The organism is Solidesulfovibrio magneticus RS-1, assembly GCF_000010665.1.
Lineage (GTDB): Bacteria > Desulfobacterota > Desulfovibrionia > Desulfovibrionales > Desulfovibrionaceae > Solidesulfovibrio > Solidesulfovibrio magneticus.
In genome coordinates this window covers 947397-973502 of the sequence record NC_012796.1, presented here as the reverse complement: position 1 = coordinate 973502, position 26106 = coordinate 947397, and the positions used below count along the sequence as shown (strand labels likewise).

Below are 26106 nucleotides of genomic sequence, written 5' to 3'. Positions count from 1 at the left end.
CCTACTGCGCCGCCGGCGCTGGAGCATCCTTCAAGTGCTCCAGCAGAATACGCCGCACTTCGCGGATGGCCAGGGGGTGGTCCTGGGCGCTGTGGCCGGAGTGGACGATCTTTTCCGACTGCGCGCCGTCGAGATGGGAGCTCCAGTAGGGCACCACGCCGTCGGAGCCGCCGGCGACATCGGACTTTTTCTCGTTGCCGATGATGGAATGGTAGGGCGTGGCCAAGGGCTTTTCGACCAGGATCTTGAGCGCTTGGTTGTTGGGCGAGAGGCTGTCGACGCCGGTCGGCATCTTGTCGACGGCGGCCTGGGCGCCGCCCGGCGTCTTGCCGGCGTGGGCCAAGGCGGCGGTGACCGCGCCAAAAGGCTTGAGCACCGTCAGCGGCAGGGTAATGAGCGTGCGGCCGATCTTGCCGATGATGCCGAGCGCCATTTCCGAGCCGCGATGGGGCGTGGCGATGAAGACCACCCGCGTGATGTAGGGCCGGCGGGAGAAAAAGAAGGTGCGGCGCAGGGCGTCGCGCACGTCGGGCGACACGGCAAGGGTGTCCAGGGGCGCTTTGGAAAAGGCGTTCCAGAGATCGTCGCCGCTGTCTTCCACCAGGGTTTGGGTCAGCAGGCCGCCCATGCTGTGACCCACCACCACCATGTCGTTGAAGGCGGGATTTGTGCCGTCGGGATCGAAGACGCGGCGGGCCTCGTCCAGGGAGGCGCGCAGGGAGCCGGCCGAAAAGAGCATGGGATTGCCGGTGGGGTAGCGGAAAAACCAGAACTGGTAGCGGGAACGCAGTTCGGGATCGCCCATGAGGCCGTTGAACATGGGGGCCCAGGTGGAGGGCGAGGAAAGCAGCCCATGGACGAAGACCACGGGAATCTTTCCCGGGTCATAGGGCTGGAGCATGTAGAGGCGGGTGAGATTCTCCCAGGCGGCCGGATTCATCATGCCTTCGAGACCGCTTGGTTCGGGAGTGTTTTGCATCATGAAGGCCAGGGGCGTGGTCAGGTCACTCTCCAGGGGGATGCGCCGGCCGGCCACGTCCAGGGCGTCGGTCTTCATGGGGTCGTGGATCTCGAAATCGGCCTCGTAGATCCGGTTGCGCGGCTTGGCCGCGTCGGCGACCGGGGCGAAGCGCAAAAAGACGGTGGCGGCGTAGGTCTGACGCACGGGCGGGGTGAACCGCTCGGCCGGGGCGAGCTTGTCGCCCTCGGGGGGACGGCGCACCACGGCCACGGGCACGCCAAGGCCCAGGCGCACCTGCTGGGGCGTAAGCCCCCGCACGTCGAATTCGTAGGCCAGATGGTAGCTTTCCACCTCTTCGGGACTAAACGTCAGCTCCGAGCGTCGCTCGGCCAGGCGCACCCGGCCCATGAGCCAGGGAAGTTCCTTGCCCTTGGCGTAGCGCAGGTTGGTTGCCCGGGCATGGAGCAGCACGTTGGCCAGGGAGCGGTTGTAGAACTCCATGGCTTGCCTGGAATAGGGATGGTAGACGTCAAGCACAGGCCGGTACGTGTCGTCGAAGAGATAGGCATAGGCGTAGACGGCGCTGGAGAGATAGAACATGGCCGCTTTGGCCGGATCGCCTTTGCTTTTGACGGCCTCGCGGTAGCAGAGTTCGGCCAGGGCGAAAAGCGCCTCCCGGTCCTTCTCGTCCCGGGCTTCGGCGTCCAGGGCGGCCAGCATGGTTTCGGGATCGGCGGCCAGGGACGCTTCCAGGTCGCGCTGGCGCACGAACCGCAGGGTGCGCTCGGAAGGCCGGTCGGAATTGAGCGCCGTGCGGTCAAGCTTGGCGGCCCGGTCGTCCAGGGATGAGGGGCGTACGCCGATGCGGGCGCAGCCGCCCAGGCAGGCGAGGCACATCAGGGACATCAACAGGACGACAAGCGGCAGGCGTCTGGGCATGGGCGACCTCGCGGCGACGGTTGGCGGCGAGGCCGAGGCCCGCGCCGTGTGAGAAGCGCCGTCTTTTACGACAGCCGGCACGGACGGTAAAGCCTCAATCGCCTCTGTCACGACGCGTACGTTTCATGCCAGCCCCCCCGCCGCCAGGGCAGCCCCCTGACGCGCCGCTTGCAGCGCCTCCCGTTGTTGCCATGGCTTCCTAAAAAGTCTATTAAAAGGCAGACTGTTTTCCTTCAACCAGGAGCCGCCCCATGAACCGCTTGAGCTTGTGCATCTTGACGGTACTGGCCGCCCTCAGTCTTTCCGCCTGCAACGGCCTTGTCGCCGTCAGCAAAACAGACATCTCCGGGAAGCCGTCTGTTTATGCCACGGTCAACAAGGAGCCTGACCCCAAACTCATGGGGTGTTATTTGCGCAGCCGACCCGGCGAATTCAACCGCCCCAACAAGTATGAATACTGCCTGGTCAAGGACGCCGGCGGCTACGGCGTCTATTACTACATGTTGGACGGCAAATCTTTGCGATCATTCAAGGACTGGACGCCGGCCGCCATCAACGGCAACTGTATGACCGTCGAGTACGACGGCTCGACCTACTGCGTCCAGGACGGCGACGTCTGGCAGACCACGGCCGGCAGCAGCGACCGCCACCGCATGTTGCCCATGAACTGACGCGTTCCCAGGTTTCGACAACACCTGAGCACGTTAAGAGCACTTCAAGGAATGCGTATGTCCGGACAATTGCTTGGCTGGCTTGGCGCGACGGCGGCATCCCTGGCCGCCGCCGCATTGTTGGGTTGGTTCGTGGACGCCTCCGGGGCCGTGGCCGGCCTGATGGGCGGCCTTTTGCCGACGGCCACGGCCGCCGCCGCCGTTTGGGTCCTTGGGGGCGCGCGCCAGCGCCAGGACAAGGCCATGGCCGAAGCCCTGGCCGCCCTGGCCGCCGACCGCGCGCCAGACGCCGGGGAGCTGCCCCCCGAGCTGGCCGAAGCCCTGGCCGGGCTGGCCGAGTCCATGCGCACCACCCGGGGGTTTCTGTCGGGCATCACCAAGGGGCTGCCCATCCCCTACCTGCTGGTCGACCCCAAGGAGCGCACGCTGTTCACCAACCAAGCCACCCTGAACATGCTGGAGATCGACGGGCCGCCCGAGCGCCAGCTCGGCCGCACCCTGGCCGAAGTGTTTTATAATGATCCCGGACGCCCCACAGCCGTGGGCAAAGCCATGAACCAGGGACAGGTTTTCAGTAACCTGGAAGTCACCATCACCGGCCACAAAGGCGGCCGGCGCGACGTGCTGGCCAACGTCTTCGCCCTGCGCGACACGGCCGGCGCGGTCATCGGCGGGCTTTGCCTCTATCTCGACATGACCGAGCTCAAGGCCAAGGAAGCGGCCATCTGCCAGCAAAACGACCAGACCGCCGAACTGGCCCGCCGAGCCGGCGGCCTGGCTTCCGACCTGGCCGATGCGGCCCGGGTACTGGCCGAACAGGTGTCCCAGGCCAGCCGGGCCGCTGACGACCAGAAGACCCGCATGGGTCAGGTGGCCGCCTCGGTGACGAGCCTTGGCCACGGCGCGCGCGACATCGCCGGCACCGCCGGCGAGGCCGGGGATGTGGCCCAAAAAACCCGCGACCAGGCCGCCGGCGCGGCCGACACCATGGCCAGGGTGCTGGCCGGCATGAACGAACTGTCCGGCAAGGCCGTCGCCCTGGGCAACCACATGGACACGCTCTCGGCTCAGGCCACGGAAGTGGGCGGCATCCTTGGCGTCATCTCCGACATCGCCGACCAGACCAACCTGCTGGCGCTTAATGCCGCCATTGAGGCGGCCCGGGCCGGGGAATCGGGCCGAGGCTTCGCTGTTGTTGCCGATGAAGTCCGAAAACTGGCCGAAAAGACCATGGCCGCCACCCGCGAGGTGGACCGCAACGTCACGGCCATCCGCCAAAGCGCCGAGACCAACCGCCAGGCCACCGGCGAGGCCGTGGCCCTGGTCGGACAAACCGCCGGCATCGCCGGCGAGGCCGGCTCCGCCCTGGACGCCATCCTGTCCCTGGCCGACGCGACCTCACGCCACGTCCGAGCCATCGCCGACACCGCCGCCGGCCAGACCAACGCCGGGGAGGCCGCGGCCAGGGCCGGCGAAGACATCGCCCAGGCCGTTTCCGACACCTCCCAGGCCATGGCCGAATCCGCCCTGGCCGTGGAAGAACTGTCCCGGGTGGCCGATGATCTCAACGCGCTTTTCGTGGGTGCGACCAGGCGCTGACGCTCCCGGATGACAGTCGCCGCCTTTGCGGCTATATCCACCCCATGTGGCAAAGCTTTGTAATCGTGGCCGTGGCCTTCGTCGCTGTCAGCGTCGGGCTGTGGCTCGTCATCCGCAAGACCGTCAGCCGTCGGCACGACGTCATCGCGCCGGGAAAATTCGATTTCGACGCCTTCAAATCCCGCGAAATCACCCGGCGCGGCGTCCATGACAGCACCCGCCTGGGCAAAAAGCGTTAACCCCGCCGGCAAGGCCCGCTCACATGCCCGCCCCATTTCCAAGGAGTCGCCATGCCCCGTATCCGTGCCCTGTTCCTGGCCGTCCTGACTCTGGCCGTGCTGGCCGCCGGCAGTGCCCGGGCCGAAACCCCGACCAGCCTGGCCGGCATCGCCCTGGGCGAACCGGCGACCAAGGCCAAGGCCCGGGTGGACGTCCGCAAGCCCCGCGACGTGTCGGAAGCGCCGTGGGTCAAACGGTTGCCGGTGTCTGGCGACAAGTTTTTCGACGGCGGTTACGTGTTGGTCGGAACCTGCGCCGCGCCGGGAGCCGTGGTGCGGATCAAGATGCGCTACCGCAACGGCGACATGGACTTTTTCCGCAAGTTAAGCGGCGAGATGCTCACGCTCTACGGCGACCCCACCCAGTACAAGGGCGATCTGGAAGGCCGGGTCATGGGCAACAAGTGGTCCTTTTCCGACTCCCGCTTGCGCCCGGTGAGCCTGATTTTGCAACATGCCGAAGGCGAGGATCCGGAGCTGGGGCCGGGCAGCACGGTCAAGCTCACCAACTGGGGCCTGCTCGAAGCCGAGCGGGCCTGTTGGCAGCAGCGCCACGGTTCGGCCAAGGGCGCCGCGGAAAAAGCCGGCAAGGCCGGGCCTGACCACGGGTATTTGCCGCGCTGAGGCGGGTTCGCCCTTCCTTATGAAAGGTTCTCAGGAAGTCTTTATGGAACAGATTGCATTTGTTGATTCGTTGCGCACCGGATTTGCGCTTATCGATGAACAGCACGCCCTATTTCTCTCCATGCTGACGGACTTGGCCGCCCAAATCGAGGCCGGGCATCACCGTCAAGGCGTCCTGGACGCCTTCCAAGGCATGCGGCTTTACGCGGACGGGCATTTCTCGGACGAGGAAGCGTTGATGGACGCCCGTGGCTACCCGCAACTGCCGGCCCACCGGGTGCAGCATGACGCCTTTCGGGGCATGGTGGCGGAACTCGAAAACCGCCTGGGAGAAGGCGTCGGCCTTGTCTCCCTGGAGACCCTGGAATACCTGGGCAGTTGGTTCATCCGGCACATCCGCGACGAGGACATGCGATTCGCCACTTTTGTCCGGGAAAACGACGCCGCCTCGTCCTGACGGCAATACGTTTCTCCCGCCAAGGTCCGGCGACTCTGGCTGCCCACCCGACGTCGCCCTCCAAAAAAAAAACGACAAAAGCCTGGCAATCCAAATGGTTGCCAGGCTTTTATCACACCGCTATACGGCCGGTGGTTAGCTGAAGAAGTTGAAGGTGGTGCCGCCGGAACCGAACAGCGAGGAAAAGTCCAGGGTGCCGCCCGTGCCGAAGCTGCCCCCGAACAGGCTGGAGGTGCCCCCAAGGCTCGAAAAGTCGAGAGTAAACCCTCCCCCGGAGGTCCCAAACAACGAGCCGCCCGTCCCAAACAGCGAGCCGCCCGTCCCAAACAGCGAGCCGAAGTCCAGGCCGGTTCCGGTAGTGCCGAAGGTCAGGCCGCCGCCCAAGCCGCCGAACAAGCCGGTGCCGGTGTCGGTGGAACCAAACAGACTGACGCCCCCCGTGGTTCCGCCGAGGTTGGAAAAAAGCGAACTGAAGTCAAACAGTCCGCCACTACCGGATAATGTCGCCATATGTGGCCTCCCAAGTCGTGATTCTGGGCTTGGTAAAAAAAACCGGCCTTGCTGATTCCTGCGACACCTGACCTGTCGCTAATTTTCGACAGAATTAGTCTATTAATCGCAAACGCCAAAGCTGTCAACAATCCCCGACCAGCAAAATCAAAAAACGCACGACCGCTATCATTTACAAATCAACTAGTTAGACCTATCAACTAACAGCGCAAAGACATACCGTTCGACCACTTCCAGCACCACCACGTCCGGCCGCTCCTTCTCGATGACGAAAGGAACCAGGGCATGGGTCCACAAGAACACCGACCGGGAAAAGCGCTCGGCCGCGTGGGTTTGCATGGCCCGGGCGAAGGAATCATGGAAAAAGACCGCCCGGGGCCAATCCTTGCGGTCCGTTTCATAGGCGGCCCGCTCCCGCTCGGGATGATCGGCCGGATCGGGATAATCGCCCGGGGCGGCCGCCCGGGCCAGGGCTGCGCCCCGAGGTCTGGCCGACACGTCGGGTTCGCGCCGGAGGTCGGGCAGAAGCAACATCTCGGACAGATCGCCGCCGGGACGATCCGTCACCGCCAGTTCGTAGCCGGCAGGGTCCAGAGGCTCAAGAGCTGGAAAACGCCCAGACAGAGCGGCCACCAAGGCTGATGCGCCAAGCAGCCCGCCGTAACCGTTCCAGTGGGTGTCGGTCTTCATGTAGGTCCGACCGGCCGTCTTGCCGGCGATCACCGCCTGGCGCAGATCCAGGACGTCCAGGCCGGCGGCGCGCAGCCGGGGGATGATCTGGGACAGGCGGGAGTCGGGCCGCAGCGGATGCAGACCCGGCGGCAGATGCTCGGGATAGACGCGCTCCTTGTTGGGCGCGAACATGATGAGATAGGCGATGCCCCTTGCGGCCAGCCAGTCGCGGCGCCCCACCTGGACGCGCACCATCTCCTGCATGTCGCGCTCGGACAGGGGCACGACGTTGAGATAGTCGTCCAGGGCGTGTTCCAGATTGTAATAGAGCCAATCGTCCCGACCGACGATGACCCCAGGCACCGGGGATTCGCCGAAAAGGGCCAGGCGCAGGCGGTTGTTGGCCCGGATGAGGTGGTCGCGAAAGGGCGCGGCGTCGCGGACGTGGGCGGCCAGGGCCGGACCGTAGCGCCCGGGCGCGTCGAGGGCCTCGGCCAGGGGCGGAACCGGGGCCACGGGGCGGTTTTCCACGGCCAGCCGGCCGCCGGAGACGCCCATAAGCGGCAGACCGTAGGGCGCGGCCAGAAAAACGACGACGGCCAGGATTTGCAGGATGTTCGCCAGACGGACCATGGCTAGAACCTCGCGTAGATAAAGGGCGAATAGCCGCCGGCGGCCACGGCCATGGCCGAGGCTCCAAGCAGCACGGCCAGGGCGGCCAGACGGCCCCAGGCAGCCACAATCGCCTCGAACGAACCGAAACGGCGGCACACGGCCTGCCACACCCCGCCAAGAGGCATGGCAAAGACCACCGCCGCAGCCAACGCGGCCAGACGCTGGCGGGTGACCACGGCCAGCCAGGCGTAATCGAACCCTTCGGCCGTAAACGAGAAAAGCGCCTTGTAATAGGCCGCCGACACGGCGAAGTCCGAGGCCCGAAACAGCACCCAGCCAAGCATCACGGCGGCAAGCAGATAGCCGTGGCGCACGACGGCCGGGGCGCGGTCCAAGGCCCGGCCCAGACGGGTGCGCTCCAGGGACAAAAACACCCCGTGCCACAGGCCCCAGACCAGAAAATTGAGCGTGGCCCCGTGCCAGACGCCGCACAGGGCAAAGACGACCAGCAAATTGCACTGCACCCGCCAGGGCGCGACGCGGCCGCCGCCCAGGGGGATGTAGAGGTAGTCGCGAAACCAGGTGGACAGGGAAATATGCCAGCGCCGCCAGAATTCGCGCACGCTGCGGGCGATGTAGGGATGGTCGAAGTTCTCGGGCAGCCGCGTCCCGAACAGGCGGCCGATGCCCACGGCCATGTCGGTGTAGCCGGAAAAATCGTAGTAGATCTGCGCCGTGTAGCAGACCAGCCCCAGCCAGGCCGTGGCCATGTCCAGGCCGGCCGACCGGCTGAAGGCGTCGTCGGCGATGGGGGCCAAGGCTCCGGCGATGAGGGTTTTCTTGGCCAGGCCCACGGCCAGCCTCCAGCCGCCTTCCCGAAAGTCGTCAAGCGTCGGGCGCGGCACGGCCAGTTCCGGCAAAAGCGGCCCGAACCGGGCGATGGGGCCGGCGGTGATCTTGGGAAAAAAGGCCATGGCCGTGGCGAAACGCAGACCGCTTGTCTCGGCGGCGAGCTGGCCGCGCCCCACGTCGATCAGATAGGCAATGGCCGAGAAGGTGAAGAACGACACGCCAAGGGGCGCGGCGTCCGTGACGTATTTATAGACGGCGAGCAGGGCCACGTTGGCGGCCACGCCCAGGGCGACAAAGCGCTGCCGGGCCGGACCTTTCGCCCCGTCGATCAGGCGGCCGAGCAGGTAGTTGCCCAGGATGGCCCCGGCCAGGACCGGCAGGCCGGCGGCATCGGCCAGAAAGAAATATACGGCGCTTGCCGCCAGCAGCACCCCGCAGCGCAGGCCCACGGGCGAGACATAAAACAGCGCCAGGACCGCCGGCAAAAAGCCGTACAGAAAAAGCGGCGAATCCGGTATCATACCCCCTCCTTGCCGTAAGGCATGGCAGGGGGTTTACCCGCCGGCCGTCAAAAAGCAAGTCGCCGCCAACGGGGCGGGCCTGGATCGCAGCCGAAAATTGCCGCCAAACCTGTCCGCCCAGGGAGCTGGGACGCCAACCGCCCCCTCCCCCGTTCTCGCCGACGCGACTCTCCCAAACAGAGCCTCAAGGCCTCAGCCCTTGCCGCCCTCGGCCAAAAGCAGCGCGCCGGCCGCGGCGGTCAGGGGCGCGGCCGTGACCAGTCCGAAACTGCCCACCAGGGTATTGGCGATCTCCGCCGCCACATGAGGCATGGTGGCCACGTTAATAAGCGGCACGCCCTGGGCCATGACCACCATGAGCAGCGCCAGGCTGCCGCCGCAGTAGGCCAGAAGCAGGGTGGTGGCCATGGTGCCGACCACCACCCGGCCGACCCGAAGACCGGACAGACAAAGGCCCATGCGCCCGATTTCCGGGTGGTGGGCGGCCACCTCGGACTGGCTGGCGGCCACGTCCATGGCCACGTCCATGATGGCCCCGCTGGCCCCCAGGCAAATGGTGGCCAGGAACATGCGGCCGAGATCCAGATGGGCGTAGCCGGTATAGAGGAGCATTTCGGCAAAGGGCTTGACCGAGCCGGGCAGGGCAAAGCCCGGGGCCGTGGCCAGGGACAGCAGGCAGGTGACGCCCACCCCCCCAAGCGAGCCGAGGTAGGCGGCCAGGGAACGGCGGTTCACGCCGCCGACCAGAAACACGATGGCCGCCATGAGCGTGGCGATGACGCCAAGGACGCACAACATGGGATCGACCCCGGCCAGGGTGGCCGGCACCAGCACCTTCCACAGGAGCAAGGCCGTGAACACAAACGAGACCACGGCCTTGACCCCGACCAGGCCGGCGTAGGCGATAAGGGCCAGGGCGAAAATCCCCAGCAGCAAGCCCTGGAGCGAGAGCCGCCAATGGTCCTGGGCCACGGCCGAGACAATGGCGTCGCCGCGCAGGGACAGGACCAGCAGGGCCGAGTCGCCCGGGGCGAACAGCTTGTCCATTTCGAGCTTGCCGACGAGGATGTTGTCGGCGACCACCGGCCGGCCGGCAAAGGGGCCGGAGACCGGAACCGCCGTCACCCGCTGCTCGCCCTCGCGCACGAGGCCATATTGGCGCACATGGGCGTTGTCCACGGCCGTGACCGTGGCCTTGACCTGGAGCGCGTCGGCGGGCAGGCGCTCCTCGAAGCCGGTGGGCCAATGCCACAGGCCGACGCACAAGGCCGCCACCACGGCCAGCAGAATCCAATCCTTACGCGATCCCAATGCCATCCTCGCCATGTCGGTCCTTTTGCCGGGCGGCCTTGTCGCCGACCGGACCTTGTGTAGTCTCCTGCGCCGTAAGCGGGCTTCAGCCGTCGGCCTCCGGCCATGACGGCGTCCCACTTTTGGCGAAACCGCGGTTCCCAGGACTTGGAACCATAAGTCCGGGGCCGCGTCCCGGAACATGGTTCCAGGTCGCGGCCCCGGCCGGTCGCCGGCGGAGACGCCTCCGCCCGGCAGTGTTCATGTGGTTGACCTTCGCAGCCTGCCGTCCGCCCTCCCCCTTTTCACCTTTCGGGGGGTCTGGGGGCCTCAGGCCCCCAGCCGCCGGAGGCATCTTACCCTCTTTAATTACTGGCGATCTGCTTGTCGCCAAGAGCGCCCATGAGCTTTTTGGCCAGATCGGTGTTGTCGTAGTAGCCGGCGAAGGCTTCCGCGCCCGGTCCCACGGCCGAGGTGACCACGGGCACGCCGGTGTGGGAGTAGCTGGTCCAGCCGATGCCGGCTTTCTGGCCGAGGATGTGGGTGAGCGCCACGGCCAGGGGCTCGTAGCCGCCGTAGGCCCGGTAGTCCATTTCGTCGCCGGACTTCTGGGATTCGCCCTGCATGGAGCGGGCGAAGGCGTCCTTGACCGCCGCGACTTCGAAGTCACGCAGGTACAGGCCGTAGGGGTTGGCCGGGGAGGTCACGTTCTCGTCGGGCTTGGGAGCGCTCTTCATGGCTTCGAGGTCGGCCTCGGCGGGGACGATGAGGCCGAAGTTCGCCTTGATCATAGGCACGACGTCCTCGAACTTGGCCGAAGCGGCGTCGTGGGTCTTTTTGTAGTCCTTCAGGGCGGCGGTGAAGCCCTCGAAGGAAGCCTTCTGGTTCTTGAGATAGTCGTAGTAGTTGCCGTAGCGGGTGCCGGAAAAGCCCAGGGTCATGCCGCCGCACTCGTGGTCGCCGGTGACGACGATGAGCGTGTCCTTGGGGTGCTTTTCGGCGAATTTGACGGCTTCGGCCACGGCGGCGTCAAAGGCCAGGGTGTCTTCGATGGAGGCGGCGGCGTCGTTGGCGTGGCAGGCCCAGTCGATCTTGCCGCCTTCGACCATGAAGAAAAAACCCTTGGGGTTGTCCAGCAGTTCGATACCCTTGGCGGTGTAGTCGGCCAGGGTCAGGCCTTTCTTGTCGCCGTCCAGGGCGTAGGGCAGGGCCTTGTCGGCGTCGAGTTCGGGATTGAGCGCCACGAGTTTGGTTCCGGGCTTGGCGGCCTTGATCGCCTCGGCCGTATCGGCCACGACGTAGCCGGCGGCTTTGAGGGCATCCAGGGCGTTTTGCTTTTCACCTTCGATCTTGGACTTCTTGCCGGCCGGGTCCTTGAAGCCGCCGCCGCCGAAGTAGTCAAAGCCGCTTTTGGCGGCGTCCAGGGCGATCTCATAGTAATTGTTGCGGCTGGGCTGATGAGCGTAGAAGCAGGCCGGGGTGGCGTGGTCCAGGGACACGCTGGAGACGATGCCGACCTTGTAGCCCTTGTCCCGGGCTTTTTCGGCCATGGTGGGCACGGGCTTTTTCGCCCCGTCCACGCCGATGGCCCCGTTGTAGCTTTTCACGCCCGAGGCCAGGGCGGTGCCGGCCGCGCCGGAGTCGGTGATGATGGAATTGAGCGAATAGGTGGTGGTCATGCCCTGGACCGGCATCTTGTTCATGACGAGCTTGACGATGCCGGGTTCGGGTTTGCCGTCCTTGGCGGCCAGGAAGTATTCGGCGGCGCTGCGCTGGGCCATGGCCAGACCGTCGCCGATAAAGAAAAAGACGTACTTGGGCGCGGCGGCATGGGCGCTTGTGGCGGCCAGCATGAGGATGGCCAGGACGATCCAGGCCAGGCGGTTGATATGGGCCGCGCAAAAAGGCGGCAGGACGTGTCGGCGCATGGTTGTTTCCTCCGTTTCGGGTATCGCGAAACGGATAGGCCGGCCGTGTGACGAACCCGTGGCGTGCTTGTGGCGTTTGCGGCCGCAAAACGGCCGCTGCCCTTGCTCCCCGGTTGCGTGGGCGCTACAAGCGTGTCGCGACGCCGCCGGATGGAGCGCACCAAGGAAACGCCGACATGCCAAAACACCTGCCCGCCTTCCTGCTGGCCTTGGGGCTTTTCGCCCTGGCCTTGTGCGCCCGGCTGCCCCACCTTGACCGCGAGTCGCTGTGGGAAGACGACTGGCTGGCGCTCGACCGCGCCTCCATGGCTCCGGCCGAAATGGCCCGCATCCAGCAATGGCTCGGGCCCTCGCGCACCACCTACGACTTCCACCCGCCCCTGTATTACGCCCTGGAACACACCATCCTGGGCTTCGACCGCAGCGTCTACGCGGTCAAATTCTCGGGCGTCTTGGCCGGGGCGCTGACCGTCGTCGTGCTGTTTTTCCTGGGCCGGGCGCTTTTCTCCACGGCCGCCGGCCTGGGCTGCGGGGTGCTAGCCGCCGGCTGCCTCTACCATGTGGCCGCCTCCCGTTCGATCAAGGTCTATGTCCTGCTGCTCCTGGTCTTTTCGGCCAGCCAGCTGGCCTTGTGGCAGGCACTCAAACGCGGCCGGGGGCGCGATTGGCTGCTCTACGCGCTTTTGGGCGCGGCCCTGCTCTATACCGCTTACGTCGGCGCGCCGGCCCTGGCCGCCCAGGCCGCTTTTGCCGCCGCCTTTCTCCTGGTCCACCGCCGCGACATACCGGGCCGCCCCGACGCCGCGCCCACCGACCGCCGCCGCGTGGCCTGGGCGGCTTGCGGCTTTGCCCTGGCCGGCCTGGCCTATCTGCCCTGGCTTCCGGGACTCTTTTTCATCCAGGAGACCTTCCACAACCCGGCCGTGCGCGCCCTGGCCCGGTTCGACTGGCCGCTTTTTGCCGGCGTGCTGGCCGATTTCGGACGTTACGCCCATCCCGCCCCCGGGCCGTGGCCGTATATCCTCCCTATCGCGGCCGGGCTTGGACTGCTTGCGGCCTTACGGCGTCGCCAATGGCTCCAAGCGCTGCTCGTCATCCTGCCGAGCCTGGCTTCGGTGGCCGCCGTCATCACGGCCAAGTCCGAGATGAACGAAATCCTTTCCACCCGCCATTTCGTGCTGCTGTTGCCGGCGCTGCTGCTTTTGGCCGGCAACGGCGCGGCTGCGCTGGGGGCGCTCCTGCCCGGCCCGGGCTGGGGAAAAACCGCCCTGGCCGGCCTTTTGGCCGCCGCCCTGGCCCTGCCCCAGTACGGCGACCTGCCACGCCTGTGGTCCCACACCATCAGCTACGACAAGGAACTGGCCGCCTTTCTGGCCACGGCCCGGGGGCCGGCCGAGGCCGTCGAATATTTTGGCTACAAAGCGCCCATCAAGCGTTTCGGCCTGGGCTGGTATCTGAACGGCCGCGTTACCCCCCTGGCCGAAACGGCCGGCGCGCCCGAAGCCGGCTATCTGCGGGTCCTGGCCGTGCAAAACAGCATCGGCGCGCCCATGGTCGAGCTGCCCGGGGCCGCGCCGGTGGCCGATTTCGCCATCTCCATCTTCCGCACCCGGGCGCAACGCCTTGGGATCGTGCGCCGCGCCCCCATGGCGCTTATCCCGGACGCGTCGGGCCGCTTCACCTACGCCGACACCTTTGACGACCTGCGCGTCTACGCCGACACGGCAAGCCTCACCAACCTCGCCCCGGACCCGGAACGCTCGCTGTTGGCCCCCATCGGCATCCGGCCCGGAATCTTGCGCTACGATTTCCTGGTCCCCGACGGCGTGACCCTGGACGCCGCCGCGCTCTCCGCCGGCCTGCGCCTGTACAAACGCCACGCCGGCCACCAAGCACCCTGCTTCGTGGACATCGAGGTCAGTCGCGACGGCGGCCCCTTTGCAACGCTCACCCGCCTCACCGACGCTGACTTCGCCGGCCTCGCCGCCGGCCCCTGCCCGAGCTTGCTGGAAATCCCCATCTACAACACCTGCCGCAAGCTTGGCCGGGACATCGACCTGACCGGCCGGCTTGCCGGCAGCCGCCGCTTCTCCCTGCGCCTGACCCTCTCCCCGGGCCTGGAGGAAGGTTACCTCCACCTCGACGACGTGGCGCTTGCCGCCAGGCTGTCCGGCACGGCCCCCCCCCTGGCCGGCCCCCGGGCCATCCTGGAACAGCTGGCCGGGGGCGGCGCCCTGGGCCGGGGCGACCCGGCCATCCCGCGTCTGGCCCCGGGCGGCCCCTTTGCCCTGGCCGCCACGCCCGACGCCGCCGACCTGCCCGGCGTTACCGGCGGCCAGCAAGCCCTGGCCGCCTACAAGGCCGCGCACCCGGGCGAACAGCCCGTGGCCGTGCTGGCCGACGCTTCGGGCGCGCCGGCCGTGGAGCTTTTCGATCCCGATCTGGCCGGCCCGCGCCTGTGCCTGTCCGCCCAGGAACCGGCCATGGAAACCACGGGCACGGGCGGCCAGGCACAGGCCCTGACCGTGACAGGCAGCCTGGACGCGCCGTCATTTACCTTGTCCGGCCAGGCCGTGGACATTCCGGTGGCCGCGCCGGCCGGCACGACCCTGGCCGTCAACGCCGGGGGCCAGGGCCGGCTGTGGTGGCGGCCGGATTTTTCCAAGGCCCGCTTCGCCGCCATGGTCCCGGCTGCGGCCCAAAACGTGCGCCCCGTGCCCGACGCCGACAACGACGGCGGCCTGTCCTGCCGGGACGCCTCCCCCTGCCGGGCCGATTTTCCCTTCCTCTCCGGCTTTCCCATGCGGCGCGCCACGGTTACGGTCTATCCCCGGGTCGCCAACGATCCAGAGGGTAAAAACGCCGCCCATGTACTCGTCTCCACCGATGGCGGCGTGAGCTTCCGGCCGGTCCTGTCCCTGGTCAGCGACCGCTTGGGCGGCTGGACGCCACTGTTTAAACCCTACCGCCTGGAGCTGCCCCTGGAAAAAATCTCGGGGATGCTCACCATCCGGCTGGAGATGACCGGCGATGGAGCGCAGTTCTGGTCCCACGCCCGGCCCATCGATGCCATGGCCCTGACCCTGGCCCTGGACACGCGCGCCCTGTCCGCCTTTGACCTGCCCACCGGCCCGGCCGTCATGCGCCTGACCCATCCCGGGGCCAACGCCGTCTGCTACGCCGCCGACACCACGCCCATCCCCTTCCCGCCGGAGCTGGAGCGCCAGTGATGGCCTTGGCAACCACCCCTGTCCGGGCTACGGTTATCCGGTAGGCACGACGCCAAGGAGGAACGACCATGGACTTGTCGCAGATGGGGGAAAACACCCGCAGCGTGCGGGCCGGCGAACGTCTTGACCGCCGGGTGGGCGGCGTCACCACGCCCATCCATACCGCCGCTGCCTACATGGCCGCCGACGACGTGGAAGGGGCCTACCGTTACCCGCGCTACTTGAACATTCCCACCCAGGCCGCCCCGGCCGAGAAGCTGGCCGCCCTGGAAGGGGCCGAGACCGCCATCGCCCTGGCCTCGGGCATGGCCGCCATCTCCTCAAGCCTTTTAGCCGTGCTCCAAACCGGCGACCATGTGGTGCTCCAGGCCGACCTCTACGGCGGCACCCACCGGTTTCTCATGGCCGAGCTGACCCGTCTGGGCATCGGCTTCACCATGGTCCCCCAGGCCGATGCCGGCCGGCTGGAAGCCGCCGTCACCGAGCGCACCCGGGCCGTTTTCGTGGAAACGCCCAGCAACCCGCTGCTGCGCGTCATTGATCTCGAAGGCGTGGCCGCCATGGCCAGGAAGCGGGGGCTTGTTTCCATGGTGGACAACACCTTTGCCTCGCCCATCAACCAAAAACCCCTCGCCCTGGGCTTCGATCTGTCCATCCACAGCGGCACCAAATACCTAAACGGCCACAGCGATCTCAACTGCGGCCTGGTGGCCGGCCCCAAGGCGCTTGTTGACGCCGTCAAGGAGCGGGCCATCAACTTCGGCCAGACGCTTAACACCTACGACTGCTACCTGCTGGAGCGCGGCATGAAGACGCTGTCCCTGCGTATGGCCCGGCACAACGACAACGCCCAGGCCGTGGCCGAGTGGCTGGCCGCCCGCAAAGGGATCTCGGCGGTCCACTATCCGGGCCTGCCCACCCACCCCGGCCATGAACTGGCCAAGCGCCAAATGCTCGGCTTTGGCGGCATGATGTCCTTTGCCCTGGACTGCTCGCCCGAGGCCGCCCGGACCTTCATGGACGCCCTGACACTTGTCCTGGAAGCCGTGAGCCTGGGCGGCATCGAATCCCTGGCCTGCTTCCCGGCCGTGACTTCCCACGCCAAGATGCCGCGCGAGGATCGCCTGGCCATCGGCGTCGGCGACACCCTGGTGCGCCTGTCCGTGGGCTGCGAGGACGCCGCCGACATCATCGCCGACCTCGCCCAGGCCATGGACGCCGCCGGCGTCGCTTGATTCCCCCGTTGCCCCGCGCCGCGAAATGCTTATACAAGCACAAGGCGGCGCGGGGCCGCCCTTCCCGTCACCCAGGCCGTTGTCCCAGGCCGCCAAACGCCCTTCGGAGGCCGCATGAAAGCCTTTACCCTCGGCATCCTCGCCGCCCTCATCCTGTTGGCCGCACCCGGTAGCCACGCCCTGGCCGCCGAAGCCTCCGAGGCCCCGGGGGCCAAGCCCCTGGCCGTGGGGACCGCCTTCCCCGACGTGCCGCTCATTGGCCCCGTCAGCCCGGAACTGGCCGACAGCCTCGGCATTCCCCAAAATGGCCCCACGCCCATGGCCAAGGTCAAGGCCGAAGTGCTCATCGTCGAAATTTTCAGCATGTACTGCCCGTTTTGCCAACGTGACGCGCCCACCGTCAACGAACTGGCCGCGCTCATCGACAAGCGCGGCCTGGCTGATCGCGTCAAGATCATCGGCATCGGCGCCGGCAACTCCGACACCGAGGTGGACATCTTCCGCAAGAAGTTCAAAGTCCCGTTCGCCCTTTTTTCCGACGCCACCTTCGCCGTCCACAGCGCCGTGGGCCAGGTCGGCACACCCTACTACTACGTGCTTAAAAAGACGCCCCAGGGCTTCACCATCGTCGCCGCCCACCTCGGCCTCATCCATTCCCCGGCCGATTTCCTGGCCGACGTCGTCGCCAAGGCCGGCCTCTAGCGCGTTACTCGCCCGATTGTCTGGTTGCCTTGCTCCCTTGCCGCTCTGCAATGGCCTTGCAAAAAAACACGCCCTCAAGGAACCGCCATGCGCCGCATTGCTCCGCTCCTGACCCTGGCCGCGTTGTTGTGGATAGCGCCCGCCCTGGCCGCCGCCCCGATCCCGGGCGGCCTGGCCGGCAACATCTATCCCGTGCCCACGCTGCCGCCCACCGACAGCCAACTCGCCGTGGCCGTGGGCAGCCCCATGCCCGACTTCGACCTGCCGACCGTGGCCGGACCGCGCGTCAAGCTCTCGGACTACATCGGCAAGAAAAATCTCGTCATCTCCTTCGTGCCCGCCGCCTGGACTCCGGTCTGCTCCGGCCAATGGCCCGGCTACAACATCGCCCGGGACATCTTCGAGGACAACGACGCCGCCCTTATCGGCATCACCGTGGACAATATCCCCACCCTCTACGCCTGGACCCGGCAAATGGGCGACCTGTGGTTCCCCGTGGCCTCGGACTTCTGGCCCCACGGCGGCCTGGCCCAAAAGCTCGGCATCCTGCGTAGCGACGGCGTCTCCGAACGAGCGCTGTTTTTGGTGGACAAAAAAGGCGTGATCCGCTTCATTGATGTGCATGACATCAACGCCAGGCCGGACCTCGGCCCGCTGCTCGAAGCCATGGCCAAGGTGCACGCCGAAAAATAACGGCCGCGCCATACCATAGCCCGACACATGGCCGCGTCGTTGCGCCGCTTGCCGACTGCCAAGCTCCTTGCTGCTTGCATCCGGCGACGCAACTCTAGACCGGCGTTGACCAACATGCCGACCGTCCCCGCGTGAGGGGAACCCGCACCATCGCATAACAGGAATGGAGGACGTATGAAATCGCTCAAAGGCTCAAAGACCGAAAAGAACATCCTCATCGCCTTCTCCGGCGAATCCCAGGCCAGAAACCGCTACACCTACTTCGCCTCGGTGGCCAAAAAAGAAGGCTACGAGCAGATTTCCGCCATCTTCACCGAAACCGCCGACCAGGAAAAAGAACACGCCAAACGCCTGTTCAAATACCTCGAAGGCGGCGAAGTGGAAATCACCGCCGCCTTCCCGGCCGGCGTCATCGCCAGCACCATGGACAACCTCCTCGAAGCCGCCGGCGGCGAATCCTACGAGGAAAACGACATGTATCCTTCCTTTGCCGCCATCGCCGACGAGGAAGGCTACCCCGAAGTGGCCGACACCTTCCGCCACATCGCCAAGGCCGAAGGCTTCCACAAACGCCGCTACGCCGCCCTGGCCGACAACATCAAAAACGGCAAGGTCTTCAAACGCGACGGCAAAATCCTCTGGCGCTGCCGCAATTGCGGCTACCCCATGGAAAGCGACCACGCCCCGGACAAATGCCCGGCCTGCGAACACCCCAAGGCCTATTTCGAGATCGCGCCTGAAAATTGGTAGTAGTATTTGAAGATGCCTCCGGCGGCCGGGGGGCTCAGCCCCCCGGACCCCCGACATGGGGGGTGGACGGTCGGGCGGAGGATCGTCGGCGGGCGGCGGCCCGAGAGAAGACGGGGGCTTGCAATGGGCGGTTGCGCCCGGGCGGAAGCCGCCCAGACGCAACCGCCCATTTCAAGCCCCCAACTCGCCAGCGAAGCGGACGGATTTGCGCGATCAAAGCCTCGCGCAAATCCGTCCGCTTCGCATTTTTGTGCGCTCGTTAAGCGCCCCCACCTGTCCCGTGCCGGGTAGCCCTTGGCGCGCCAGCGCTCAAAGCGCTTCAGGCACCTCCGCCCGCCGCTGCGCCCCCTTCCCTTACCATCCCCATCCGGGGTTTCCAAAGGGGGTCACCCCCTTTGGCCGCCGGAGGCACTCTTCCCTCTTCCCTCTTCCCTCTTCCCGACTCTTTTTCCTACTCTCCCCTGCTCCCTACTTGGCCTGGGGCAGGTAGTACTTCCCGTCGCGCAGCACGGCTATTTTGCGAACGAAATCGCCCAATTCCCCGAGGGTGACGTAGGCGATTTCCTTGTCTGCGGCGAGCAGCGGCAGCAGGGCTTTCCATTGTTCGTTGGTGAACTCGTCGGGGCCGTGGGAGTAGAGGCACAGGACGCCGCCGACTTCTTTGATTTTTTTGAGGAAGCTGGCGACCTTGGCGGCAAACTGGGGCGAGGCGGGGTCGGCGCCGAAGGCGTCGCGGGGTTTGACGGCGTAGATGCGGTAGAGGTCGTAGCCGCCGGGCGCGCCAAGGGCGGCGTTGCCGGCGGTGCCGACGCGGCCGCAGGTCAGTCCCAGTTCGCTGGTGACCTGGCGCGAGGCGGCATCGGAGACGAGGAACGGGAAGACCATGGATTTGACGGTGTAGCCGGGCATTGCGGCGCTGATGTCTTCGTCGGCTCCCTGGATTTCGTAGCGGGCGTGGGCGGGGATATCGACGAACAGCGGCGCGAAAGCGTTTTTGAAAAAGATGTCGGTCTTGTCGCGCTCAGCCAGGAACCGGGACTGGATGTTGGCGTAGTACGGGTCGCCGAGTTCGGCCGCGACGCCGCGCACGTTGTTTAAGGCATCGGTGAGCTGGCGCAGGGTCGGATAGCGACCGTTTTCGGCGAGATCCAGTTCGGCCAGGGGCTTGGGGTTGTCATCGACGATGATGCGCAGGATTTTGGCCTGGCTGTCCACGGCGGCGTAGGCCGATTTGGCCTGGGGACTGAAGAAGCGAAGTTTGATGACGCCGGAGGGGGCCACGGGCACGTGATCGCGGGTGTGGTTGGCGATCTCGTGTCCCTTGGCCACGCGCGCGGCCATGGCGGCGTAGTCGGCGGGCGTGGCCTTGGCGGTATTAAGCGCCAGGGTGGTCTTCATGCCAAAGGCGTCGGCGTCGTCGGCGAGTTGCCCCCAGAGGTCGAGGTTGGGCAAGTCGTCGATGATGAGATTGACGTAGGCGCGGGGGCCTTTGCCGGGCAGCGGGACCCCCCGGGTGGCGTCGGACAGGCCTTGAGCCGGAGCGGCGTCGGCCAAGGCGAGAAGGAGCAAGCAGGCGAGAACGCCGCCGAGAAAATGGTGGCCGATGCGGAACACGGAGGAACCTCCGAAGGTCAGTGTTTGAGGGTGGCGAGCCAGGTAAAAAGCGCCGGGGAGTTGCCGCCCAGCCGCCAGACGGCCAGACGGGAGAAGCCGGCGTTTTGGGCGGCCTGCCAGAGGGTGGCGAAGGTCGCGGCGTCGGCGTGCCAGACTTCGTGTTCCTTACCGGCCGGGTCGCGGTAGCGGGTGACGAGGTAGCCGTCGGGATCGGAGCGGGTCGGAGCGGCCCCCTTCTGGGCGATGAGGGCGGCGGCTTCGGACTCGGTGAACTGTTTGGCGGCCTTGGCCTCGGTCCAGTCGAAGCCGCCGGTGGCCAGGGCCAGGGCCGTGGCGTCGAGCAGCCCAATGGCCCGGAGCGACCTGGCCTGTTCGGCCAGGAAGGCGGGGGTGGCCTTGGGGCCGGGGCCGGAATGGGAACCGAAGAGGTTGTAGCCCATGAGCACGTAGGCCGGGCCGGCCGGCAGGGGCGCGGCCAGGAAACGGCGCTGGGGCTGGAGCACCACCGAAACGGCCAGTCCCTTGGCCGTGGCGGCCGGGTACAGCTCGCTGATGAAGGCGCAGAAGTCCGGCCAATCGGATGCGGCCACGTTTTCGTAGTCGATCTCGATGCCGGCAAAGCGGGAGCGTCCGGCCAGGTCCAGGAGATCGGCGATATGGGTAGTCCGGGCGGCCGGGGAGCCGACGAGGCGGCGCACCAATTCCGGGTCCTTGAGCTTGTTGCCCTTGCCGGTGGGGGTGGCGATGTCGTTGACCACGGTGAGGAAGGCCGGGGTCGGGCCGAAGACCCGGGCCACGTCGGAGCCGATGGCGGCGGCCCAGGCCGGGGCCAGGGCGGGTTTGCCGGCCTCGTCGAAGTAGGCGGCAAAGACGCGCACGGTGTCGAAGAGTCCAGGGTGGGCCCGCCATTCGGCCAGTCCCCGGGCCAGATCCCAGTCGGCGATCCAGCAGGACAGGCGGTCATTGACGAGGGACGCAGCGGTCTGCGCGGCGGGCCGGGACTGGGCCGAGGCCGGGCCGGCCGGGCGCACGCAGGCGAGCAAAAAAGCGGCCGCGAAAAGGGCCAGCGCCAGGGAAAACCCCTGGCGCATGGCCCGTTTGATCATCAGAAGGTGTAGCTTATTCCTGCCCATGCTTCGCTGAGGTTATAGTCCGGCGTGCTGAAGTAGGAGTACTTCAGCGACAGCTTTAACCTGTCGCGCATGGTGATGTCCATGCCGGCGTTGGCACGCCAGACTTCGCGCCAGCTGTTGTTGCGGTCGCTGGAGACGCCGTAGCCCACACTGCCGTTCACGTTGAACCATTTGCTGGGCGCGTAGCCGAACGAGCCGTAGGCCAGATGGGTGGCCAGATCCTGGGGCGCCCAGTACTGGATGGGGTTGCGGTCGCTGTTGGCGAACTGGAAGGCGTAGCCCAGGGAGAACAGCGGGTACTCGATGAGGCGGCGCAGCAGCCGGCCGTCGATGGAACCGGTGTTGTTGCCGTCAGTACGCGAGATGCCGTGGGCGTTTATAAAGAGATCCCAGAAGTCGAGGATGCGGGTATGGGTGAAGAGGCTTAAGCGGTTGGCCATGATCTGGTCGGTGATGGCTTCCACGGTGTCGATGCGCTCGTGGGCCGCCTGGATCTCCCAGGTGCCGTCGATCTTGGCCCCCTTGGGCGCGATGGGGCCGTGGACGGTGGCCTGGCCGTTGACCCAGCCGCTGGGGCCGCCGTCGGTGGTGGTCAGCTGGCCTTGGAGTTCGAGCCAGTATTCGGGGTGGAAGAACCAGCGGCCGCCCACGGTGACGTCCTGGCCGCCCAGGGACTGGGTGTAACGCGAGTTGGCGATGTCGTAGAGGTCCTCGGCCGACACCTCGCCGTTTTCAAAGGCGTTGGCGTAGGCCTTGAGGATGTAGCCCCGGCGCTGGTAGCTCACGATGGACCACTCCACCAGGCCGACCTTGGCGAAGACCATGAGGTCGTCGCGGACGTGGTAGTTGCCGCCAAGGCCGGTCCACCAGTAGCGACGGTTGTCGCTGTCCCACCAGGTGGTGGCCATGGCTTCGGCCTTGGGCCGCACCCGCAGTTCGGCCCGGAAGAGCTGCTCGGCGGCGCGCAGGCTGTCCGGGGCCAGGGCCATGGCCTGCTGGGCCAAGTGCAGGGCAGTGGGGTCGTCGTAGGCGTAGTAGGCGTTGACCGCCCGGTTGAAGGTCACTTCCGAGGGATTAAGCCCCAGGGAGGCGGCTTCCTCGAAGTAGTTCTCGGCCTGTCCGGTCTGTTCCTGCCAGGAATAGACCTTGGCCAGCTCCAGGGAAACCTGGCGCATGGGGTCGGCCTCGCGCAGCCAGGTTTGCAGTGCGGCGGCGTCCATGGCCGGGGAGACGGCCTTGGAGCCGATCTGGCGCGGGTTGGCCACCGGCGTCCAGAAGCCTTCGGGGCCGAGTTCAAAGGCCATGGGGAAGGTTTCGGCCACCACGGCCTGATAGGCCTCGGACTGGCCGGTGAGCAGTTCCTCGGGAGCGGCCCCGCCGGGGTAGAAGAAGACGGGCCGGGTCTGTCCGAGAATCTCGCCCTTGGGGTCCAGGGCGGCCAGCCGGGCCTTGAGGCGCGCGCCAGCATCGCCGGCCTCGCCGGCTTCGGCTCCGGCGGCGTACCACAGGCTCATCTTGCCGCCGCCCGGGGCGGGCACACTTGGCGGATTGTGGTCGGTAAGCGCCAGGGACCAGCGGCCGGTCTGGCGCAGGCGGGCTACTTGCGCGGCGTCTGGCAGATACGGTGTGCCCGGGGTCAGGGACTCGCCGCCCACCACCAGCACGGCCTTGCCGCCCACGGCAGCCAGTTCACGGTCGATTTTGTCCAGCACGGCGGCGTCGGTGCGGTCCACGATGAGCACCACGGTCGGCGGCGTGTTGCCGGTTTTTTCCTTGCGCGCCTCGTCGCCCACGGGGCGGGCGGCCAGTTCCTCGACGCCAAGGAACCTGCCGCCGACGCCGGCCACGGCCCGGATGTGGTCGATCATCTGGGACAGGCGCACCTTGCCCGGCGCTTCGGCGTCGCGCACGTCGGCGTAATAGAGGCACAGCACGCCGCTGCCGGGGCCGAACTCGTGGAGCTTTTCGAGCATCGGATAGGCTGGCCGAAAGGCATGGTCGCCGGCGGCGGCGATGGCGAACTTAAGCTGGGCCGAGGCGTCGTCCGGGGCGGCCTCGCGCAGGGCCTTGGCCACCTTGTAGGCTTTGTCGGCCTTGCCCGAGAGCTGGTAGACGCTGAGCAGTCCCCGCAGCGACGAGAGCTGATGGGGGTTTTTCGCCAGGATGGCCTGGAAATGTTCCTCGGCCTCGGGGAACTTTTCCTGATCCAGAAGCACCCGGCCAAGCATGTTTTGCATGGTCAGGGAGTCGGGGTCGAGTTCCAGGACGCGGCGCACGTAGCCTTCGCAGGCCGGCAGATTCTTGGCAAACTCGGCGGCTTCGGCGGCCAGGCGCAGCAGCTCCCGGTCCTTGGGCGACCGGGCCAGCCCGACTTCGGCCAGGCGAATGGCTTCGCGGTAGTCGCCCTGGGCCGAGGAGGCTTCGCATAAAAGCGCCCCCAGGGTCGGATCGGCCGAGGCGGCGTAGGCGTTGCCAAGGGCGGCGCCGGTCTGGGCGTAGCGGCTCTGACGATTAAGCGCCCGGCCAAGCCCGCCGAGGTAGTCGAGGGAATTGGGATTTTGGGTCAGGAGCTTGCGGTAGAGGGCCTCGGCTCCGGCCGGATCGCCGAGTTCCAGGCGTACCACGGCGGCGGTGCCGAAAACAGCCCGGTCGCCCTTGGCCACTTGGGCGTCGTACCAGGCAGCGTACTGCCGGGCTTCGGTGAAACGGTTTTCGCCGGCAAGCAGGCTAATGACCCGAAGCCGCATGGCGTCGTCGGCCGGGGCCAGGGCCAGGCAGCGCTGGAAGTGGGTCAGCGCCTGGACCTTGTCGCCGTCGAGATAGGCGAATTCGCCCAGAGCGTAGTCGCGATCAAAGGGCGACGCCCCCGCCAGGGCCTGGGACAAAAGCGCCTGGGCCTCGGCGGTCTGGCCCTGGCGTTTCTTGACCAGGGCGAGGTAAAGCCTGGCCGGATTGAGGGACGGATCGGCCCCCAGGGCGGCGGTGAGCATGGTCGAGGCCTCGGCCAGACGTCCGGCCCGCCACAGGGCCTTGCCGGCTTCGGCCTGGACGGCGGCCAGGGACTTGGGCGCAACCCCGGCGGCCCAGGCTGGCGGCGTCAGGAAGAAAAAGCCGTCGAGGATTTGCTGTTCGGCCAGGGTGCGACTGATGCGCAGATACAGTTCACGGGCCAGCGCCGGGGTGAGCGCGCCCTTGACCGGCTGGCCGTCGGCGTTGAAGCCGGCCACGGCGGCTTGACCCAGCCCGGAGGCGGACAGCCCGGCCAGGGCGCGCAACTTGTCCAGGGCCATGGGGATCTGGCCGTTTTGCAGGCCGGCCATGGCGGTCAGCAGATCGGCGTAGGGACCGGCCGGAAGGCCCGGGGCCAGCTTGGCCACCAAATCCCAGCGGTTCTGGGCGGCCAGGCTCCAGGCCAGCCCGAGCTGGCTCACTTCCGGGGCCTGGGATTTGAGCATGGCCATGGCCTCGCCCACCCTGCCCTGCTCGATCAAAAGCGGCACGACCCGGGCCACCAGGGGATCGTTGCCCCCCAGGCCGTCGGCCAGGGCTTCCTTCCAAAAGGCTAGGGCGGCGTCGTAACGGTGAGCGGCCCACATGCGCCAGCCCACGTCGCGCATGATTTCAGGTTTGATGTCCATGCCCTCGACCAGGGCGCGCAGGTCGGCGACGATCTTGGCCGAGTCGCCGGACTGGCCGAGCTTGGTCACCATGAGGTTGGCCAGTTCGATGAACTGGTCGCGGAAGGGGCGGCGGTTCTTGATCCGGGCCAGGTTCTCGGCGGCTTCGCCGTAGCGGCCGCCGTTTAAGGCGATAAGGGCCTTGCCGAAATTGAGGCCGTCCTGATCCGGGGCGTCGGCCAGGGAGGCGGCGAATTTCTCGGCCGCCTCGGCCTGGCCCGAAGCGGTCAGGGCCAGGAGGTACTGGCCTTGGAGCACGGCGCTGTTCGGGTCGAACTGCAGGCTTTTTTCCAGGAAATCGGCGGCGCGCTTGTAGTCCTTGGCGGCCAGGCGGGCGTCGGCGATCCAGGCGGCCCAGCGGCCGACTTCGGGGGCGTTGCGCCAGTCCTTTTCCCACAGGTCGGCGGCGGCGGACTGATGGCCCTGATTATAGAGCACCCAGCCCAGTTCGCCGGCCACGGCCACCTTGTCATAGCCGTTGGCCCCAGCCTGCTCCAGGAGCTTTTGGGCCACGGCCAGCTTTTTCTCGGCCAGCATGTCCTTGCCGGCATAAAACTGCAGCGCTCCGAGCACGGCCTTGGCCGGCCCCTGGGCTTCGGCCCCGGCCAGTTCGGCCATGGCGGCCGGGTCGCCCGAGGCGTAACCGGCGGCCAGCCGGGACATGGCCTGGCCCTGGGGCGAGGCCGGGGTCCAGGCGGCCAGGAAGCGCCGCAGGTCAGCCTTGGCCCCGGGCCGGGTCAGCAGGTCGGACACCAACGCTCCGGCCGTGCCGTCGCTTAAGCCGGCGGCGTAACGGGCCAGGGCCGGGTCCTTGCCGCCGGCCTTCTCGTCCAGGCGCAGGAGCGCCGACAGGGCCAGGACATTGGTTTCGATGTTATCCGGCTCGACCTTGAGGGCCACGGCCAGGGTCTGCATGGCCCCGGCATAGTCCTTGGCTTTGATTTGCAGGGAAGCTTTCTGGTTCCACAGGGGCGGATAGGCCGGGTCCTGGGATAGGGCTTGGTTGACCATATCCATGGCCTGGTCGAGCTGCCCCCGGGCTGCCGCCTGCTGGGATTGACGCAGCAGCGTCACCACCGAAGCGTCGGCGGCCAGGGCCGTGGCCGGCGCGGCCAGGGTCAACGCCAGGGTGAGAACAATACCTTTCAGTGCCAT

The 26106-nt window shown here is 67.0% G+C and carries 19 protein-coding genes; 10 read left to right on the top strand and 9 right to left on the bottom strand.

Translation table 11 applies throughout. The features are described from left to right. Position 1: 1 nt before the first annotated feature. Positions 2-1900 (bottom strand): esterase/lipase family protein, encoded by a 1899-nt coding sequence (locus DMR_RS04180; protein ID WP_052278946.1) that lies wholly within the window; start codon positions 1898-1900, stop codon positions 2-4. A 251-nt stretch (positions 1901-2151) separates the two neighbouring features. Here DMR_RS04180 and DMR_RS04175 point away from each other — a divergent pair, with 251 nt between their 5' ends. From DMR_RS04175 to DMR_RS04155, 5 genes are read left to right on the top strand one after another with little or no spacing between them, the layout of a single operon-like run. Next, positions 2152-2571 (top strand): hypothetical protein, encoded by a 420-nt coding sequence (locus DMR_RS04175; RefSeq protein WP_012750426.1) that lies wholly within the window; start codon positions 2152-2154, stop codon positions 2569-2571. A 57-nt stretch (positions 2572-2628) separates the two neighbouring features. Beyond that, complete coding sequence (locus tag DMR_RS04170; protein ID WP_043600054.1) at positions 2629-4170, top strand: methyl-accepting chemotaxis protein; 1542 nt, start codon at positions 2629-2631, stop codon at positions 4168-4170. A 44-nt stretch (positions 4171-4214) separates the two neighbouring features. Beyond that, positions 4215-4409 carry a hypothetical protein gene (locus tag DMR_RS04165; RefSeq protein ID WP_012750424.1) on the top strand — a complete coding sequence of 65 codons (195 nt, stop codon included), beginning with the start codon at positions 4215-4217 and terminating at the stop codon, positions 4407-4409. A gap of 51 nt (positions 4410-4460) precedes the next feature. After that, complete coding sequence (locus DMR_RS04160) at positions 4461-5072, top strand: hypothetical protein (RefSeq protein ID WP_012750423.1); 612 nt, start codon at positions 4461-4463, stop codon at positions 5070-5072. A gap of 43 nt (positions 5073-5115) precedes the next feature. Beyond that, positions 5116-5529, top strand: coding sequence for a bacteriohemerythrin (locus tag DMR_RS04155; protein ID WP_043600053.1), 414 nt, complete (start codon positions 5116-5118; stop codon positions 5527-5529). A 135-nt stretch (positions 5530-5664) separates the two neighbouring features. Here DMR_RS04155 and DMR_RS04150 read toward each other — a convergent pair whose 3' ends face one another. The 5 genes from DMR_RS04150 to DMR_RS04130 form a co-directional block, all read right to left on the bottom strand. Beyond that, the gene (locus tag DMR_RS04150) at positions 5665-6039 is read right to left on the bottom strand and encodes a hypothetical protein (protein ID WP_012750421.1); all 375 of its coding nucleotides are present in this window, start codon (positions 6037-6039) and stop codon (positions 5665-5667) included. 183 nt (positions 6040-6222) lie between these two features. Further along, on the bottom strand, positions 6223-7344 hold the full coding sequence (locus DMR_RS04145; RefSeq protein ID WP_012750420.1) for an alginate O-acetyltransferase AlgX-related protein: 1122 nt from the start codon (positions 7342-7344) through the stop codon (positions 6223-6225). A gap of 2 nt (positions 7345-7346) precedes the next feature. After that, the gene (locus tag DMR_RS04140; RefSeq protein WP_012750419.1) at positions 7347-8699 is read right to left on the bottom strand and encodes an MBOAT family O-acyltransferase; all 1353 of its coding nucleotides are present in this window, start codon (positions 8697-8699) and stop codon (positions 7347-7349) included. Positions 8700-8891: 192 nt separating this feature from the next. Continuing rightward, positions 8892-10025, bottom strand: a complete 1134-nt coding sequence (locus tag DMR_RS04135) for a YibE/F family protein (RefSeq protein ID WP_043600050.1) — start codon at positions 10023-10025, stop codon at positions 8892-8894. Between the two features lie 329 nt (positions 10026-10354). Beyond that, a complete protein-coding gene (locus DMR_RS04130) occupies positions 10355-11917 on the bottom strand; it encodes an alkaline phosphatase (RefSeq protein WP_012750417.1) in 1563 nt (520 codons plus the stop codon). Between the two features lie 176 nt (positions 11918-12093). On the opposite strand from DMR_RS04130, the gene DMR_RS25560 reads away from it, so the two are divergent. The 5 genes from DMR_RS25560 (at position 12094) to rbr (ending at position 18527) form a co-directional block, all read left to right on the top strand. Next, positions 12094-15147, top strand: coding sequence for a glycosyltransferase family 39 protein (locus DMR_RS25560; protein WP_148208351.1), 3054 nt, complete (start codon positions 12094-12096; stop codon positions 15145-15147). 68 nt (positions 15148-15215) lie between these two features. Next, positions 15216-16382, top strand: a complete 1167-nt coding sequence (locus tag DMR_RS04120; RefSeq protein ID WP_012750415.1) for a trans-sulfuration enzyme family protein — start codon at positions 15216-15218, stop codon at positions 16380-16382. Positions 16383-16496: 114 nt separating this feature from the next. Continuing rightward, the gene (locus tag DMR_RS04115) at positions 16497-17084 is read left to right on the top strand and encodes a peroxiredoxin family protein (RefSeq protein WP_012750414.1); all 588 of its coding nucleotides are present in this window, start codon (positions 16497-16499) and stop codon (positions 17082-17084) included. Positions 17085-17171: 87 nt separating this feature from the next. Continuing rightward, positions 17172-17777 (top strand): redoxin domain-containing protein, encoded by a 606-nt coding sequence (locus DMR_RS04110; RefSeq protein ID WP_012750413.1) that lies wholly within the window; start codon positions 17172-17174, stop codon positions 17775-17777. Positions 17778-17951: 174 nt separating this feature from the next. Continuing rightward, complete coding sequence (rbr, locus tag DMR_RS04105) at positions 17952-18527, top strand: rubrerythrin (RefSeq protein WP_012750412.1); 576 nt, start codon at positions 17952-17954, stop codon at positions 18525-18527. 468 nt (positions 18528-18995) lie between these two features. Here rbr and DMR_RS04100 read toward each other — a convergent pair whose 3' ends face one another. The 3 genes from DMR_RS04100 to DMR_RS25555 are packed head-to-tail and all read right to left on the bottom strand — an operon-like array spanning position 18996 to position 26106. Continuing rightward, complete coding sequence (locus DMR_RS04100) at positions 18996-20141, bottom strand: polysaccharide deacetylase family protein (RefSeq protein WP_012750411.1); 1146 nt, start codon at positions 20139-20141, stop codon at positions 18996-18998. Positions 20142-20158: 17 nt separating this feature from the next. Continuing rightward, positions 20159-21247: a glycosyhydrolase gene (locus DMR_RS04095; RefSeq protein ID WP_012750410.1), complete on the bottom strand. Its 1089-nt coding sequence runs from the start codon at positions 21245-21247 to the stop codon at positions 20159-20161. Next, on the bottom strand, positions 21247-26106 hold the full coding sequence (locus DMR_RS25555) for a tetratricopeptide repeat protein (protein ID WP_012750409.1): 4860 nt from the start codon (positions 26104-26106) through the stop codon (positions 21247-21249). Before DMR_RS25555 ends, DMR_RS04095 begins: the two co-directional genes overlap by 1 nt.

Bases quoted from the DNA above. Each gene is read 5' to 3' on its own strand.
- DMR_RS04180 (WP_052278946.1), bottom strand. From the start codon at position 1,900: ATGCCCAGACGCCTGCCGCTTGTCGTCCTGTTGATGTCCCTGATGTGC.
- DMR_RS04175 (WP_012750426.1), top strand. From the start codon at position 2,152: ATGAACCGCTTGAGCTTGTGCATCTTGACGGTACTGGCCGCCCTCAGT.
- DMR_RS04170 (WP_043600054.1), top strand. From the start codon at position 2,629: ATGTCCGGACAATTGCTTGGCTGGCTTGGCGCGACGGCGGCATCCCTG.
- DMR_RS04165 (WP_012750424.1), top strand. From the start codon at position 4,215: ATGTGGCAAAGCTTTGTAATCGTGGCCGTGGCCTTCGTCGCTGTCAGC.
- DMR_RS04160 (WP_012750423.1), top strand. From the start codon at position 4,461: ATGCCCCGTATCCGTGCCCTGTTCCTGGCCGTCCTGACTCTGGCCGTG.
- DMR_RS04155 (WP_043600053.1), top strand. From the start codon at position 5,116: ATGGAACAGATTGCATTTGTTGATTCGTTGCGCACCGGATTTGCGCTT.
- DMR_RS04150 (WP_012750421.1), bottom strand. From the start codon at position 6,039: ATGGCGACATTATCCGGTAGTGGCGGACTGTTTGACTTCAGTTCGCTT.
- DMR_RS04145 (WP_012750420.1), bottom strand. From the start codon at position 7,344: ATGGTCCGTCTGGCGAACATCCTGCAAATCCTGGCCGTCGTCGTTTTT.
- DMR_RS04140 (WP_012750419.1), bottom strand. From the start codon at position 8,699: ATGATACCGGATTCGCCGCTTTTTCTGTACGGCTTTTTGCCGGCGGTC.
- DMR_RS04135 (WP_043600050.1), bottom strand. From the start codon at position 10,025: ATGGCGAGGATGGCATTGGGATCGCGTAAGGATTGGATTCTGCTGGCC.
- DMR_RS04130 (WP_012750417.1), bottom strand. From the start codon at position 11,917: ATGCGCCGACACGTCCTGCCGCCTTTTTGCGCGGCCCATATCAACCGC.
- DMR_RS25560 (WP_148208351.1), top strand. From the start codon at position 12,094: ATGCCAAAACACCTGCCCGCCTTCCTGCTGGCCTTGGGGCTTTTCGCC.
- DMR_RS04120 (WP_012750415.1), top strand. From the start codon at position 15,216: ATGGACTTGTCGCAGATGGGGGAAAACACCCGCAGCGTGCGGGCCGGC.
- DMR_RS04115 (WP_012750414.1), top strand. From the start codon at position 16,497: ATGAAAGCCTTTACCCTCGGCATCCTCGCCGCCCTCATCCTGTTGGCC.
- DMR_RS04110 (WP_012750413.1), top strand. From the start codon at position 17,172: ATGCGCCGCATTGCTCCGCTCCTGACCCTGGCCGCGTTGTTGTGGATA.
- rbr (WP_012750412.1), top strand. From the start codon at position 17,952: ATGAAATCGCTCAAAGGCTCAAAGACCGAAAAGAACATCCTCATCGCC.
- DMR_RS04095 (WP_012750410.1), bottom strand. From the start codon at position 21,247: ATGATCAAACGGGCCATGCGCCAGGGGTTTTCCCTGGCGCTGGCCCTT.
- DMR_RS25555 (WP_012750409.1), bottom strand. From the start codon at position 26,106: ATGGCACTGAAAGGTATTGTTCTCACCCTGGCGTTGACCCTGGCCGCG.